We start from the raw sequence: 13,687 nt of genomic DNA, 5'->3' as shown, positions 1-13,687 counted from the left end.
CCTATCGTGACTGCCATCAAACTGATCGTTGGCCTGGGAAATCCAGGCGCTGAATACGAACAGACCCGGCATAACGCAGGGGCCCTTTTTGTTGAGCGCATCGCACACGCGCAAGGTGTCAGCCTTGTGGCCGATCGCAAATATTTCGGCCTGACCGGGCGCTATTCGCATCAAGGTCAGGATGTTCGTCTACTGATTCCCACCACCTACATGAACCGCAGCGGCCAGGCCGTGGCGGCACTTGCCGGCTTCTTTCGCATAAAGCCTGAAGAGATTCTGGTGGCGCATGACGAACTCGACCTGCCTCCGGGCGTTGCCAAGCTCAAACAGGGCGGCGGCCATGGCGGTCATAACGGGTTGCGCGACATCATTGCGCAACTGGGTAATCAGAATACCTTTCACCGCCTGCGGCTTGGCATCGGCCACCCGGGCGTTGCCAGTATGGTTTCAAATTTCGTCCTGGGTCGTGCGCCACGCGCCGAACAGGAAAAACTCGATGCCAGCATCGACTTTGCCCTCGGCGTGCTGCCGGATATCCTCGCCGGTGAATGGAACCGCGCGATGAAAAACCTGCACAGCCAGAAGGCCTGACTCTAACTCCTCGGGGAAACACCATGGGATTCAATTGCGGCATCGTCGGCCTGCCTAACGTCGGCAAGTCCACCCTGTTCAACGCCCTGACCAAATCCGGGATCGCGGCCGAGAACTTTCCCTTCTGCACTATCGAGCCGAACACCGGTATCGTAGCGATGCCGGATCCGCGCCTGGAAGCCCTGGCGGTCATCGTCAATCCCAAGCGCATCCTGCCGACTACCATGGAATTCGTCGACATCGCTGGCCTGGTTGCCGGCGCCTCGAAAGGTGAAGGCCTGGGCAACAAATTCCTCGCCAACATCCGCGAGACCGATGCCATCGCCCACGTGGTCCGCTGCTTCGAAGACGAGAACGTGATCCACGTCTCCAACAGCGTCGACCCGAAACGCGACATCGAGATCATCGACCTCGAACTGATCTTCGCCGACCTCGACAGCTGCGAGAAGCAACTGCAGAAAGTCACTCGCAACGCCAAGGGTGGTGACAAGGACGCCGTGGTCCAGAAAGGTCTGCTGGAGCAACTGATCGCTCACTTCACCCTCGGCAAGCCAGCGCGCACGCTGATGAAGAACATGGGCGCCGACGACAAAGCGGTGATTCGTGGCTTCCACCTGCTGACCACCAAACCGGTCATGTACATCGCCAACGTCGCTGAAGACGGGTTCGAGAACAACCCGCTGCTGGACATCGTCAAAGCCATCGCCGAAGAAGAAGGCGCCATGGTGGTTCCGGTCTGCAATAAGATCGAAGCCGAAATCGCCGAACTGGAAGACGGCGAAGAGAAAGACATGTTCCTCGAAGCCTTGGGCCTTGAAGAACCTGGCCTGAACCGCGTGATCCGCGCCGGCTACGAAATGCTGCACCTGCAGACCTACTTCACCGCCGGTGTCGAAGAAGTCCGCGCGTGGACTGTCCGTGTGGGTGCTACCGCGCCACAAGCCGCCGGTGTGATCCACACCGACTTCGAAAAAGGCTTCATCCGCGCCGAAGTCATCGCTTACGACGATTTCATCCAGTACAAGGGCGAGGCCGGCACCAAGGAAGCCGGTAAATGGCGCCTGGAAGGCAAGGACTACATCGTTAAAGACGGCGACGTGATGCACTTCCGTTTCAACGTGTAGCGTTGTTGGAATCGAAGAAGCCGCGTTGATTCGCGGCTTTTTTGTGGGCGTTATATCGAGCCGCTATGCGCAACTAGAACAGATAGCTCAGACCGCCGCCGCTGGCGGTCTGATACTGCCAGCGACTGTCATTGAGCGGGATCGGGATGTTGTAGCTCATCGTTCAAAGTCTTTTATGAATGAACTGCGCCGCGACCGCGCTGACGGATGCCCCTTAACAGGCCGGCAAGGGTAAACAGCAGACCAATACAACCCAGCACCCCGGGAGTGGCCCACAGTGCGGCAGGGGTATCGACCACGGCGCTACTGGCCGGCTGCTCGGGCAGGTAATACACCCGCACCGGCTGATCCTGCTGATAGCCAAAAATGAAGCCGCCCTGGGGGTAGGAAATCTTTTCACCACTGCTGGTGGTGAAGGCGATCTCGGGATGCGAACTACCAGCATTCAAGTGGCTGACGATGCCATCGGCGGTCTGTGCGTGGGCGAGGAATTCGCGTCGTTCAAGCGTGAGATTGACGGCAATGCCCAACAAGCCGATACCAATCAGGGCAAAGAGCAGCCCCTGAAGCATCTTCCCGAGGCGTGACGGGGTGAGGTTAGCCATGGCTTGTCTCGGTATTCGTCCATGAAAGAGGGCCGTCAGGATAACAAGAAACCACCGGGAAGTGCCTGGTACGACGCAGCAGATAATGCATGTTCGAGAATTGCGACGTTCTGACCGAAGAAAGTATCGACGCTCTCGGCCAACCAGGAGCAGATCGAGAGCTGGATCAATGCCGGCCGTCCTTTATAGGGGCTAGCTTGCGAGCCAGTGAGATCGACCAGTTGCTTGGGCTACCGCCTATAACGCGATCTGCCCTTCACTCGACGGCGCAGCCGACGCCATCAAGCCAGCGCCACTTCCACCCTGTTGCGCCCAGCCGACTTGCCCTTGTGGAGTGCCTTATCGGCCCGGGCAATGGCGTTACTGAGCGCCTCTTGAGCACGATATTGCGTAATGTCGATGGACAGCGTCACGCCGACTTTATGGCCGTCACTGTCAGTCACCAATCCCTGGATCGCCTTGCGGATGCGCTCTGCGCTTTCGGCAGCCCGATCGAGATCGGTTCCGGCAATACCGCCAGAAACTACATTCTGTGTAAGCAGAAGGAGTGTTGCAGATGAAACGGAGACCTCGGATCTATTACACCGAAAGCCAGAAAAAACTGATGTGGGATCACTGGCGGAAAGGCGACTCTCTCCAGCAGATCGCCCAACTATTTGAACGAAACCACTCATCGATACAGCGCATCTTGGCGGAAACAGGCGGTATCAGACCAGCTGTACGCCGCAGGTCCAGATTGGCGCTGACGTTGGCTGAGCGCGAAGAGATTTCGCGTGCAGTGGTGGCAGACAACTCGATCCGTTCCATAGCAACGCTGCTAGGGCGAGCAGCCTCTACCATTAGCCGTGAGTGTTGGCGCCGACGCCAGATTGACCTTTGGTGCCAGAATCCGTTGACCCAGCCTACTACGCACAAAACGAGGGTCAGCGCGGCTTTCGATGGTTCGGCCGGGGTCAGGCAGAATCGGCCGCCCAGGTCAAAATCTAGTCGGCGACTACAACCACGCCCAACAACACCCTGTCGCGCCAGCGGGGGGCTTGGGCCTTGTCGCGCTACAGTTCTGCCGCGAAGGTCTTGGCTTTCTTCGGCGTGACACCGTACCGTTGCTTGTAGACCTTGATGAAGTGGGAGGTATTTTCATATCCCACCTCCGCTGCCGCGTCGGTGACGGAATAATTTTCAGTCGTCAACAGCTGATGCGCGATGTCGACTTTTTTTTCGATGATCCAGCGGTTCGGGGTGGTGTTGTAGCTGCGCCTGAAGTCGCGGATAAAGGTCGACACGCTGCGTCCCGTCAACAGGGCATAGTCTTCAATCTTCAGCTTGTGCGAATAGTACTGCTCCATGAAGTCGGTGATGAGGCGGCGTTTGCGGCTGCCGCCGCAGGACAGCTCGCGCAGGAAACGGAAGGACTTGTCCTGGATGGCGATCAGGTGCAGTAGTTCGAGCAGTTTCAATTCCAGCAGCGCGTCGGAGCCCTCCGCGCCCTTGTAGACATAATTCAGCGAATCGATATAGCGCTGAATCTGTTCGTTGGCGTGCAGGGTATAAGTGCCGTGCACGTTTTTCTGCAGGCCGTCCGTGTGCGAATTGCCTGTGCCGGCCGCGCGCGACAGGTATTTGGCGATCAGCTTGTCGTCGAAAAACAGCAGCACCGCCTCGAAGATATCGCTGCCAGTGACGTAGTCCGATACCGTATAAACGCCTTTGGAGAGGAAAATCAAATGATTCTCGTCGACGACATTGGCCATGGCGTCATAGTCGCGAATAATCTGCTTGCCCTGCTTGATGTAGACGATCAACGGCGTGGCGATATAAATCGCCTTGTTTTCCAGGTTCGTTTCAAGCGTTTTATGGAGGATGGACGAGCTACCGTCAGCGAGGATAGGCTTTACGTTGCGCATCGAATAAAGCGCCGCCGGTACTACTTCGAGTGTCATTGCTATGGCTTCTCAACAAATTGGCCGCCCCATTTGGACAGGACGGTATCCAGCAGCGCGACACGCTGCTGCCCAAGCGTGTAGGACGTTCGGGACGGAAGAGGATATCCAGGAAAGTAGCAGAAATACGTCACGGCAAGTAGCGCATGTATGGCCGAGACGGCGCGGTCCGCCGCACGCGCCCGGCCGCTGACGTTACGGCATCAAACTTCGCTGAAGTAGCCGCTGACCGGCGCGCTGCTCAGATGCTCGACGATGACCTTCCACTGACCGCTCGAGACCATTTGGTCGACATGGGTGCCGTGAATTTCACGCGAATCCCAAACTTCCACCAGCGTGAACGCGAGTGGATCTTCCAAGTAGTTGAGGATCTTGACCGTTTGGCAACCGTCCACCTTCGGCAGATTGATCTTCACGTCGTTCATGATGTCCTTGAACGATTGCAGTTTTTCTTCTTTTACATTAAAGCTGATGACGAGATTGACGGACATATTACTTCTCCAGTTGGGTTTGACTACAAAAAACGTCGTCGATTGCAGGAACCGTAGATTGACGAGGCGGCCAAACAAAATGCGCAGAATACGAAAAGAATGTTCAGGCTTTCATTTACCGTTCCGTTCCCGTATCTAACATGGCCAAGCCGACCAGCGGAACCACTAAGTTCTTGATCCATTGTTTGACCTGGACTGCATCAATAAAATCTTTTCCTCTCACATGACGCGCAGTGCTGCGTCGAAAACCATCTTTCGTTAGAGATCATTACGTAAAGTCCTTTTTTGGTGTCGATTCGATATAACGCAAAGAATTCGCTATGGAAGCAACTACTATATACATAGTTAAAAAATGAAAATGATTGAAAATGATTGAAAATGCACGATTCCAGTCACTCTTGCATTTTTCTTGCGCGACGGCCGATGGCATGCGTCGCCTGCGGGAACGGGGAGTCAGGCGTGGTTCAAAAACGGCCTATATTGGGTAACACGGGCGAGCGGAATACTTCCACCGAAGCAATGGAATTTTAATGATTTGGGAATCGGGGGTGTTGGCGCCGACGCCAGAATGACCCTTGGTGCCGGAATCCGTGACCTTGGGAAGGCCTGAAGTAGTCAGCGATTTTTAATGCCCTCCTTGGTTGAGGTTCAGGTAGCTTTGGATTCGAGCCAAAGATCGAGATCATGCTCAAACCTTGCGGGCCTGCGCGTATCGCATTGGCCAGGATCACGGCAGCCCGTCATCCACGAGACCGCCGTGTATACCTTCTGTCAGGTCGCCTCGGGTAAAGGGTGCGCTTTCTCAGGCGGTTTGATTGAGCCGATGTAAACCGCAAAGATAGTCACCAGCGCGCCGCAAATCTGCAGCGTGGAGCTGACCTTGCCGAGAAAGGCGACATCAATGAAATACGTGATCACCGGCTCCAGTAACAGGATCAGACCGGCCAACCCCAGGCTGATGGCTCCGATCGAACGGTTGACCAGCAGCCAGCCGACAAACTGCACCAGTACCCCGTATATGATCAGCATCAGCAAGGTTTGCCCATCCACGATGGCCAAGCTTTCCCCAGTTGCCAGCGCGTATGCCAGCAGAACCAGTGCCGCCCAAAGACTCAAATTGAGCATCTGTGCGATCTTGTCACCCCCGCCGTCAGGCAACTGGGTGTTGATCTTCAGGAAGTACACGCAGATGGCATACGCCAGCCCCGACAGCACGCCATACACCACGCCCCTGATCCCTACCGCACTGGTCATCTCGGGTAGCAACAACAGATAGAGCCCAACAAATGCCAAGGTAATGGATACCAGGAAGTAGATCGAAGGTTTTTCCTTCAACAGGTACAACCCCAGTAGGGTCATGAAGAACACCTGACAGTTGGTCAGGATCGACCCGATGCCCGGGCCAACGATATAGATGCTCTGGTGCCAAAGCACCAGGTCAATGGCCAAAAACACCCCAGCCAACGCGGTGTACAGCTGCGCCTTGGCGCTTTTGAGCAGCACCGGTGTTTTGCGCACCTTGAGCAGCAGGAAGAACAGGATCGAGGCGAACACCATCCGATAGAACCCTGCGCCACCTGCACCGATATGGGCGAAAGCGACGGCTAGAGCAGACAGACTGAGCATCAGTCCACCGATGGTCAATTCAATGATTGCCCGATTGTTATTAGTCGACATGAGAAGCCTCATTGATAAAGACCGGCATTAACTTTATGAACACTCACAACTTATCCCCCCGGCAAAAAATATCTGGCTCGACAAAGCAGAAAGCCTCAAGGGTCTTTTCTGCCACGAGTCAAAAAATAACTAATTTTTAATTGGCTTTAATAGTTAGCAGCAATGCAGTTCTTTAAATTTCTTGCGCGGCCAATTTCAACCATTGTTGTACCGGCGCATAAGCCAGAATGTTTTCGACATAACCCTGCAGTTGCGTAGGGATGGCAATACCATAACGACGGAAGCGGAACACCACCGGAACAAACATCGCATCAACAATGCCGAAGTCACCACAGAGAAACTGTGTTGAACCGCTCACCTCACGGAGCTGGTTCCAGATAGCGAATACCCGCATGATTTCCTCTCGGGTCTCGGCGGTCAGGCTTTCTGGGATGTCACCGGTGTTCAGGCCAAACGACATCTGCGTGCGCAAGTGGGTGAAGCCGGAGTGCATCTCTGCCGCAGCAGCTCGTGCCAGGGCCTTGACCCGTGAATCCAGGGGCCAAAGGTTGGCGGCCGGATATGTGTCGGCAATGTATTCGCTGATGGCCAGGCTGTCGTTGATGACGACATCATCAAGCAGCAGCGCCGGTACCTTGCCGGAAGGCGAGTGCTCCAGAATGCGCTGGCGGGTGTCGCTTTGTTCCAGTTTGATCTGAAGGGTTTCAAACGCAACATCCGCTGTCACAAGAACCAGCCACGCACGAAATGACCACGAAGACTTATTAAAATCCCCAACAACCAATTTTGTAGACATCGCATCCCCTAGCTTGTGTTATGAAGTAGGTGCTAAATTTAGCGACCTTTTTTTCATACGTATTGCACAAAACTGGACAATTCATGGACGAGAATCGCCGTGACAAAGCCCCTCAAAAAGACAAGGACTTTGTTCAATTCCGGCGTATACCCGAAGGCGACTGTGAGTTGTTATCTGCGCGTTACAGTACTCAATCTTTCGGCCGACATTCACATGACCGGTACGCTATCGGCGTTATAAGTAGCGGTGTTGAAAAACTTTTTTATCGCGGCAGCTACTACATGGGGATCGCTGGAAGTGTGGTCACCATTACTCCCGGGGAGATCCACGACGGCTTGCCAGGTCATGATGAGGGCTGGATGTATCGAATGCTCTATATCGACCCCGAATGGGTCAATCGGATGGTGTTTCAAGGGCGTTTTTCAGACGATCATATTCATCTTTTTCAAACAGCTCTGAGCCAGTCCCCCGACTTCGCCCGGACCTTTTTGCATCAACATCAAATCATTGAAAAATCCCCCTCCAGCCTTGAACGGGAAACTATTCTGCTGGATCTGGTGACGCAGCTCTTCGAGCGCAGCGGCGCGCCCATCGAACCGGTCAGTGCGACTGAGCAGCACGCCGTGCAAAGGATCAAGAGGAAGCTCGAAGACGAGTTCGACCAACATCTGTCTCTGGAAGAATTGGCGCAACTGGTCAACCTGGACCCGCTCTACCTGATTCGGGTGTTCAAAAAAAGCGTTGGCGTCTCCCCCCACAGCTATCAAATCCAGAAAAGGATCTCTCAGGTCCAAAAACTGCTGCGCACCGGGTCCAGTCTCACCGAAGCATCATTCGCTTGCGGCTTCTTCGATCAAAGCCACATGACCCGGGCCTTCAAAAAAGTAGTGGGCATCACACCCGGCAGTTTCCGCAAAAGCAGTACCTGAGCCTGTAAAGAAACACCCAAGAAAAAGCCGCGTCTCGACGCGGCTTTTTTGTGCCTGAAAATTGCCCCGTTGAAACTCAACATCGGGTACACCGGCCCCTCCCACAAGTATTGTGTTTCACCGCAGATCTGCGACAGCCGGAACTGTTGGCTGACACGCGGGTGTCCATCGGTGGCGTCCAGTCGAGCCGGAAACAGGCGTTGGAAGGGTCGAACTGTGGGGCCATGGCGAACTGCACATCCATCCCAAAGTCGCCTCTCAGCAAGCGCTACATGTTCTTGACCCTGAGCCCTGATAGGTGGCCAAATGGTAATTAGTATTCCCCTGAACCCCCGGCAAAGGATTGCAACCATGGGTCGGCTCGAGCTACTAAGCAAATGGAATCGCATGATCGTGCGGTTGCAGATTGAACACGAAATCAATGCCCGGGATTTCGGGAAGTTCAGTTGGCAACTGGGCATTCCCTGCGTGGCGCTGTCAGCGGTAGTCAGCGCCAGCGTCTTTAGCTCAATCAATGAGTCTGTCGCCAGCGTCATATCAATCCTGACCTTGATCTTGAGTTCGGTACAGACCTCCCTCAACTTCGACACCCGCGCCGCTGGGCACAAAGACACCGCCAAGAAGCCCGGTGCGATATCCCGTGAAACTCAGGACGAAATTGCCAGCTGCAAGGACGAGGCTGTCCTGGGGCAAATTGTTTCTGACATCCGCAAGCGCCTTGATTCGATTCTTCTTGATGCCCCGACGTTGCCTAAGTCAACGATGAGGAAACTGGGGCAAGCTTGAATCGAGGCGATTAATGTGCACCTGAACTGTATTGCCCCACCCATCACGTGCCATCGCGCACAGTTTTATCTAAAGGAGAAATACATGAAGAAATTAGCCGTGGCACTCCCGATTTGTATTTTATTTTTGTCAGGATGCAGTAATCCAATTAGGGATGGCATCAACAATCTTCGCACTTCGGTGAGAAACGGGTTTCAGGAAATGAAAGTCGAAGTAAGCCCGGCAGTATCTAGTGTGGCCACCCTGGATCAGGTGAAACTGGAAGCGAGTCTGGACGACAGGTTCGATCTGAATGGTTATGTGACGTACTCAAAATCATGCAAAATGTTTTTAACCATGGGTGTGCGGTTCTATAGTGCGGACGGTTCGTCCCTTGGAAATAGCACGGCCATGTCGAAAGCTTATCAGGCAGGAGACCGCTCAAAATTCAAAGCGTCATTCAAACAAATCGCAAAAGATAGAGACGAGTTGATCAGCAAAGTCGTCATTGACGATTTGAAGTGCATTTGATGCGATGAATTAACCAAGCATGGAAAAGCCCGCGTGTATTGATACAGGCGGGCTTTTCCTATTTACGAGAGCGCTCACGAGCGAAAAGGACATCCGGCATATCAAAAGCGGTTGCTGCAAACGCTGGTCGTACCGGCCTCCCTTCGTCATCCACCCCAGTGAAACCGGTGTGCCACTACCGTTATGGTCATACTCGGTACTTACTCCGATTGAAGAACATCGAAGACCCCGCCCCCACTACCGCGATTGCAAAGATCCCGACATCGATGCTGCCAATGTAGGGCGGCAGCACAAACATCACACCAAAGCCCAAACCGACCAGAGCAATACCCAGCCATTTCCTGAGTACGTAGCGCCTTACGAAAATGTACAGCAGCATCATCCCCACGCAGGCCAACGCATACTGACTGTAGAGATTCATGGGCCTATGTTCCTTGAGACTTGATGATCATGGAAGACACCGAGCGCTGCGGTCCGATGCCCGCCGCTGACTTGAGCGTCCAGACTGACGATGATATCGCCAGCGTGACAGGTCGGCAGCTTGTTCTTCACCAACTCTCGGCCAAAATAGCCTGCCGCAGGTCCCGGTCAGACTTTTTTGGTCCGTGGCAGGAAGATCGCCAAGACCCCAAGCAGCGGCAAGAACGAACACAGGAAGTACACGTACTCAATACCGTGAATATCCGCCAAATACCCAAGCAACGCCGCGCCAATCCCGCCGAAACCGAACATCAGACCGAAGAACACCCCGGCAATCATTCCGACATTCCCCGGCACCAGTTCTTGCGCATACACCACAATGGCCGAGAACGCCGAGGCAAGGATGAAACCAATCACCACGCTCAGGATACTGGTCCAGAACAGGTCGACATGAGGCAGGATCAGGGTGAACGGTGCGACGCCGAGGATTGAGAACCAGATCACCGCCTTGCGCCCGATCTTGTCGCCGATCGGCCCGCCGAAGAAGGTCCCCGCCGCTACCGCACCGAGAAACAGGAACAGATGCAGCTGCGAGCTGGCCACCGACAGGTCGAATTTCTCGATCAGGTAGAACGTGAAGTAACTGGTGAAACTGGCCATGTAGAAATACTTGGAGAACACCAGCAACCCGAGCACCACCAGTGCGCTGATCACCCGGCCTTTCGACAAGCCGTGAGTCGCTGCATGACCTTGTTTGAGCTTGAACAGATTCAAGTGGTTGGCATACCAGCGGCTGATCCGGTACAGCACGAACAACGCAAACAGCGCGAACAATCCGAACCAGGCCACATGGCCCTGCCCGTAGGGAATGATGATCGCCGCCGCCAGCAACGGCCCGAAGGCCGAGCCCGCATTACCGCCGACCTGAAATGTCGACTGCGCCAAGCCAAAGCGCCCACCCGAGGCCAGTCGCGCCACGCGAGAAGCTTCCGGGTGAAAGGTCGACGAGCCGATACCGATCAACCCCGCCGCCAGCAAAATCATCGCAAAGCTACCGACCACAGACATCATCAGAATGCCGACCAATGTGCAGACGGTACCGGCCGGCAATAGCCAGGGTTTGGGATGGCGATCAGTGTGGTAACCGACCCACGGTTGCAACAGCGAGGCCGTCAGTTGAAAGGTCAGGGTGATCAGGCCGACCTGAGTGAAGCTCAGGCCATAGTTGGCCTTGAGCATCGGATAGATCGACGGCAGCACCGCCTGAATCAGGTCGTTGATCAGATGCGCCAGTGCCACCGCGCCGATGATGCGCATGACCAGCGGACTGTTTTGTGAAGTAGTGGGCGCCGATGTCGAGGCGGACTGAGCGTTACTGATAGCCATGAGAGTTTCCGTACTGCAGATGGGTGCACACTGGCAGGTCGGTCAATGTGCCATTTTTCGGTGCAACAGCGCCATCCCCTTAGCCTGCTAACGACCTCAAAAAAGGTGATAGCCCAACGCCATGGTCTGAATCTTGCCTTGCTTATCTGCTTCAACGCGGCCCCTTATAAAGGGGACCGAGAATGGGAAGTTTCGCTACAGAGTCGGCCTACAGAGCGGACCAAGGTGAACTTTCGAGGCCTTTTAGAAGGACACAAGTCGCGGTCTCAATGACCTCGATGCACGCCAATGGTGCGTGGTGTCCAGAGGAGTCATGGGGCATGCAGGCTTTTTTATCACCGGGGATCGGGCTGCTGGGGCGTTTCGGCTTCGCGCGAAAATTTCAGTTGCTGTTTCTACTGTTTATCCTGCCACTCGCTGGCAGCCTGTGGATGATCGGGCAAGACTATCGTGACAAGTTGAGCCTGATCTCCGGCGAACGTGCCGGGGTTCGTCAATTGCTCGCCCTGGATGCGCTCGACAACCTGCTCGCCGCCCAGCGTGACCGCGCCGCGCGCTGGCGCGCCACCGAAACCAATCGCCAGCCGACACCCGCAACCATCGCGGCGATGGCAGCGTTCGACACGGTTCAGCCAGCTGTGGCCCAAGCCACCACGGACTTGGGCAATGCCCTGAAAACCGAAGGCGCCGAGGGCGAAACCCTTGCCCGCTATCAAACCCTGCAAACCGCCCTCACCGGCCTGGACTCGAAAAGCCTGAGCAGCGTCGGTTGGTGGCCGGACGGTTACGATCGCTTCACCAATGCCTTGAGCGCTCTGCAAGCCTTGCGCGAACAAATCGCGATGGATAATCGCCTGACCCTGGCACCATGGCTGGAAACCTGGCTGCTGACGCAGATTTCAACCCAGCATGCACCGGACCTGATCGAACGGGTCGGCCGCCTCGCCGCAGTCGGCCAGGCATCGGTGGTGTCCGGGCAGTTCACCCTGCAAAGCCGTCTGCAACTGCGGGACTTGCGCAGCCGCATCGGCGATGCCCGGGAGCAGCTGGTGAAAACAGCCAGCCTGCTGGAAGCACGCCTGCCCAGCGCCTTGCAAACCTGGGCCGGGCAATACCACGACAGCCTCAAACATCTGGATGCCGGTTTGAAGGTGCTGGACGACGGCGTCTTCGGCGGCAGCATCAACCTTAAACCGGAGGACTTCGAACGCAGCCTCGATGCCCTGCTCGGCAACCTCGCCTCGATGCGTCAGCAATCGTTGGTTTCGCTGGATCAACGGCTGGATTATTACCACGGCTCGGCCATCCGCCAGTTCATCGTGGTGGCGATAATTTTTGGCTGCCTGCTGCTGGCCGCGTTGTACCTGTTCATCTGTTTACAGGCCTCGATCCGTCGCAGCGCCAGCGGTATCACGCTGTTGGCCGAAGCATTGCGCGACGGCAACCTGAGCCTGCAAGTACCAGTGCAGGGCCGCGACGAACTGGCAGCGATCAGCACCGCGCTTAACGTCGCCGTGGTGCAACTGCGCAACAGTTTGCTGGGGGTCGATCACGAAACCCTGCAGCTGAGTAACGCAGTACGCACCCTCAACGATCACTCCAGCGGCGCCCTCGGCGAAGTCGAGGCCCAGCAGTTGCAGATCAGCCAGATCGCCGCAGCGGCCACGCAATTGGCCGCGACCTCCCAAGGGGTCGCCCAGAGTTGCGAACAGGCGTCTGGCAGCGCTCAGCACACCCAGCGCATCGCCGCCGACAGCAGCCGCGACAGCCAACGCACGACGGCGAGTATTCAGCAGCTCAATCAGCGTTTGAACGACACTGCAGCAGCATTGGGTCGGGTCAGCGAACAAGGCCAGCAGATTCAATTGGTGGTCGATACGATTCGCGGCGTCGCCGAGCAGACCAATCTGCTGGCCCTCAACGCCGCCATCGAGGCCGCACGGGCCGGCGAGCAAGGTCGCGGCTTTGCGGTGGTGGCCGATGAAGTACGCAGCCTGTCGCAACGCACCCAGTCCTCCACCGCGCAGATCGCCGGCACCGTCGACAGCCTGCGCAGCACCGTGAACGAAGCGGTAAGCCTGATGGAAGCCGCCTGCGGCCAGGCACAATCGGATGCGCAAGCCGTCACCGGTCTCGGTGAACGCCTGGGGGAAATCGCCAGCGCGGTGCAGAGCGTCACCGACACCCTGGCGCAAATTGCCACCGCTGTCGAAGAGCAAGCCAGTACCGCCGATGAAGTCAGCGGCAACATCCAGCAAGTCGATCAGGCCGCTTTACGCCTGCTTGAAGGCGCACGGGCAGTGAACCTGGCGGCAGACACCTTGAGCCTGGGCAGTAAGGCCTTGAGTGCGAATACCGGAAGATTTCAGCTCAGTTGACGCCCTCCCCTGGCCCGATTTTTCGGGCCAGGGGGATAAGCGGTTGAAAGTGTG

At 56.0% G+C, this 13,687-nt stretch carries 14 protein-coding genes and 1 pseudogene; 7 read left to right on the top strand and 8 right to left on the bottom strand.

What is annotated here, in order from left to right; genetic code table 11:
* Positions 1–6 precede the first annotated feature (6 nt).
* Both pth and ychF read left to right on the top strand, forming a co-directional pair.
* Positions 7–591, top strand: coding sequence for an aminoacyl-tRNA hydrolase (gene pth, locus AACY49_RS22900; protein ID WP_258699095.1), 585 nt, complete (start codon positions 7–9; stop codon positions 589–591).
* 23 nt (positions 592–614) lie between these two features.
* Positions 615–1,715: a redox-regulated ATPase YchF gene (ychF, locus tag AACY49_RS22895; RefSeq protein WP_339526620.1), complete on the top strand. Its 1,101-nt coding sequence runs from the start codon at positions 615–617 to the stop codon at positions 1,713–1,715.
* Positions 1,716–1,888: 173 nt separating this feature from the next.
* On the opposite strand, the gene AACY49_RS22890 is transcribed toward ychF, so the two are convergent.
* Both AACY49_RS22890 and AACY49_RS22885 read right to left on the bottom strand, forming a co-directional pair.
* Positions 1,889–2,320: a DUF3592 domain-containing protein gene (locus AACY49_RS22890; RefSeq protein WP_258699093.1), complete on the bottom strand. Its 432-nt coding sequence runs from the start codon at positions 2,318–2,320 to the stop codon at positions 1,889–1,891.
* Between the two features lie 281 nt (positions 2,321–2,601).
* Positions 2,602–2,994, bottom strand: coding sequence for a diguanylate cyclase domain-containing protein (locus AACY49_RS22885; RefSeq protein WP_258699092.1), 393 nt, complete (start codon positions 2,992–2,994; stop codon positions 2,602–2,604).
* Between AACY49_RS22885 and AACY49_RS22880 the strand changes: the two are divergent.
* Positions 2,877–3,194 (top strand): annotated as a pseudogene (locus tag AACY49_RS22880) (helix-turn-helix domain-containing protein); the annotation flags it as partial. The gene AACY49_RS22885 and the pseudogene AACY49_RS22880 overlap by 118 nt on opposite strands.
* Positions 3,195–3,372: 178 nt before the next feature.
* Here AACY49_RS22880 and AACY49_RS22875 read toward each other — a convergent pair.
* The 4 genes from AACY49_RS22875 to AACY49_RS22860 all read right to left on the bottom strand — a co-directional run bounded on the left by AACY49_RS22875 (position 3,373) and on the right by AACY49_RS22860 (position 7,224).
* A complete protein-coding gene (locus AACY49_RS22875) occupies positions 3,373–4,260 on the bottom strand; it encodes a helix-turn-helix transcriptional regulator (RefSeq protein ID WP_339526617.1) in 888 nt (295 codons plus the stop codon).
* Positions 4,261–4,463: 203 nt separating this feature from the next.
* Positions 4,464–4,751 carry a putative quinol monooxygenase gene (locus AACY49_RS22870; protein WP_258699090.1) on the bottom strand — a complete coding sequence of 96 codons (288 nt, stop codon included), beginning with the start codon at positions 4,749–4,751 and terminating at the stop codon, positions 4,464–4,466.
* Positions 4,752–5,522: 771 nt separating this feature from the next.
* A complete protein-coding gene (locus tag AACY49_RS22865; RefSeq protein ID WP_320393314.1) occupies positions 5,523–6,428 on the bottom strand; it encodes a DMT family transporter in 906 nt (301 codons plus the stop codon).
* A 172-nt stretch (positions 6,429–6,600) separates the two neighbouring features.
* On the bottom strand, positions 6,601–7,224 hold the full coding sequence (locus AACY49_RS22860) for a glutathione S-transferase family protein (RefSeq protein WP_258699088.1): 624 nt from the start codon (positions 7,222–7,224) through the stop codon (positions 6,601–6,603).
* 83 nt (positions 7,225–7,307) lie between these two features.
* Here AACY49_RS22860 and AACY49_RS22855 point away from each other — a divergent pair, with 83 nt between their 5' ends.
* From AACY49_RS22855 to AACY49_RS22845, 3 genes are all read left to right on the top strand, one after another.
* On the top strand, positions 7,308–8,153 hold the full coding sequence (locus tag AACY49_RS22855) for an AraC family transcriptional regulator (protein WP_258699087.1): 846 nt from the start codon (positions 7,308–7,310) through the stop codon (positions 8,151–8,153).
* A gap of 351 nt (positions 8,154–8,504) precedes the next feature.
* Positions 8,505–8,939, top strand: coding sequence for an SLATT domain-containing protein (locus AACY49_RS22850; protein ID WP_339526615.1), 435 nt, complete (start codon positions 8,505–8,507; stop codon positions 8,937–8,939).
* An 84-nt stretch (positions 8,940–9,023) separates the two neighbouring features.
* Entirely contained in the window at positions 9,024–9,449 is a 426-nt protein-coding gene (locus AACY49_RS22845) for a hypothetical protein (protein ID WP_258699085.1), read from the top strand.
* A 187-nt stretch (positions 9,450–9,636) separates the two neighbouring features.
* Here AACY49_RS22845 and AACY49_RS22840 read toward each other — a convergent pair whose 3' ends face one another.
* Together AACY49_RS22840 and AACY49_RS22835 are read right to left on the bottom strand one after the other, a co-directional pair.
* Entirely contained in the window at positions 9,637–9,870 is a 234-nt protein-coding gene (locus AACY49_RS22840) for a hypothetical protein (protein ID WP_339526614.1), read from the bottom strand.
* Positions 9,871–10,037: 167 nt separating this feature from the next.
* A complete protein-coding gene (locus tag AACY49_RS22835) occupies positions 10,038–11,255 on the bottom strand; it encodes an MFS transporter (protein ID WP_258699083.1) in 1,218 nt (405 codons plus the stop codon).
* A 320-nt stretch (positions 11,256–11,575) separates the two neighbouring features.
* Between AACY49_RS22835 and AACY49_RS22830 the strand changes: the two genes are divergently transcribed.
* A complete protein-coding gene (locus AACY49_RS22830; protein WP_258699082.1) occupies positions 11,576–13,633 on the top strand; it encodes a methyl-accepting chemotaxis protein in 2,058 nt (685 codons plus the stop codon).
* Positions 13,634–13,687 lie beyond the last annotated feature (54 nt).

The organism is Pseudomonas sp. EL_65y_Pfl2_R96 (genome assembly GCF_963970905.1).
Lineage (GTDB): Bacteria > Pseudomonadota > Gammaproteobacteria > Pseudomonadales > Pseudomonadaceae > Aquipseudomonas.
This window is presented reverse-complemented; position numbering and strand designations above follow the sequence as displayed.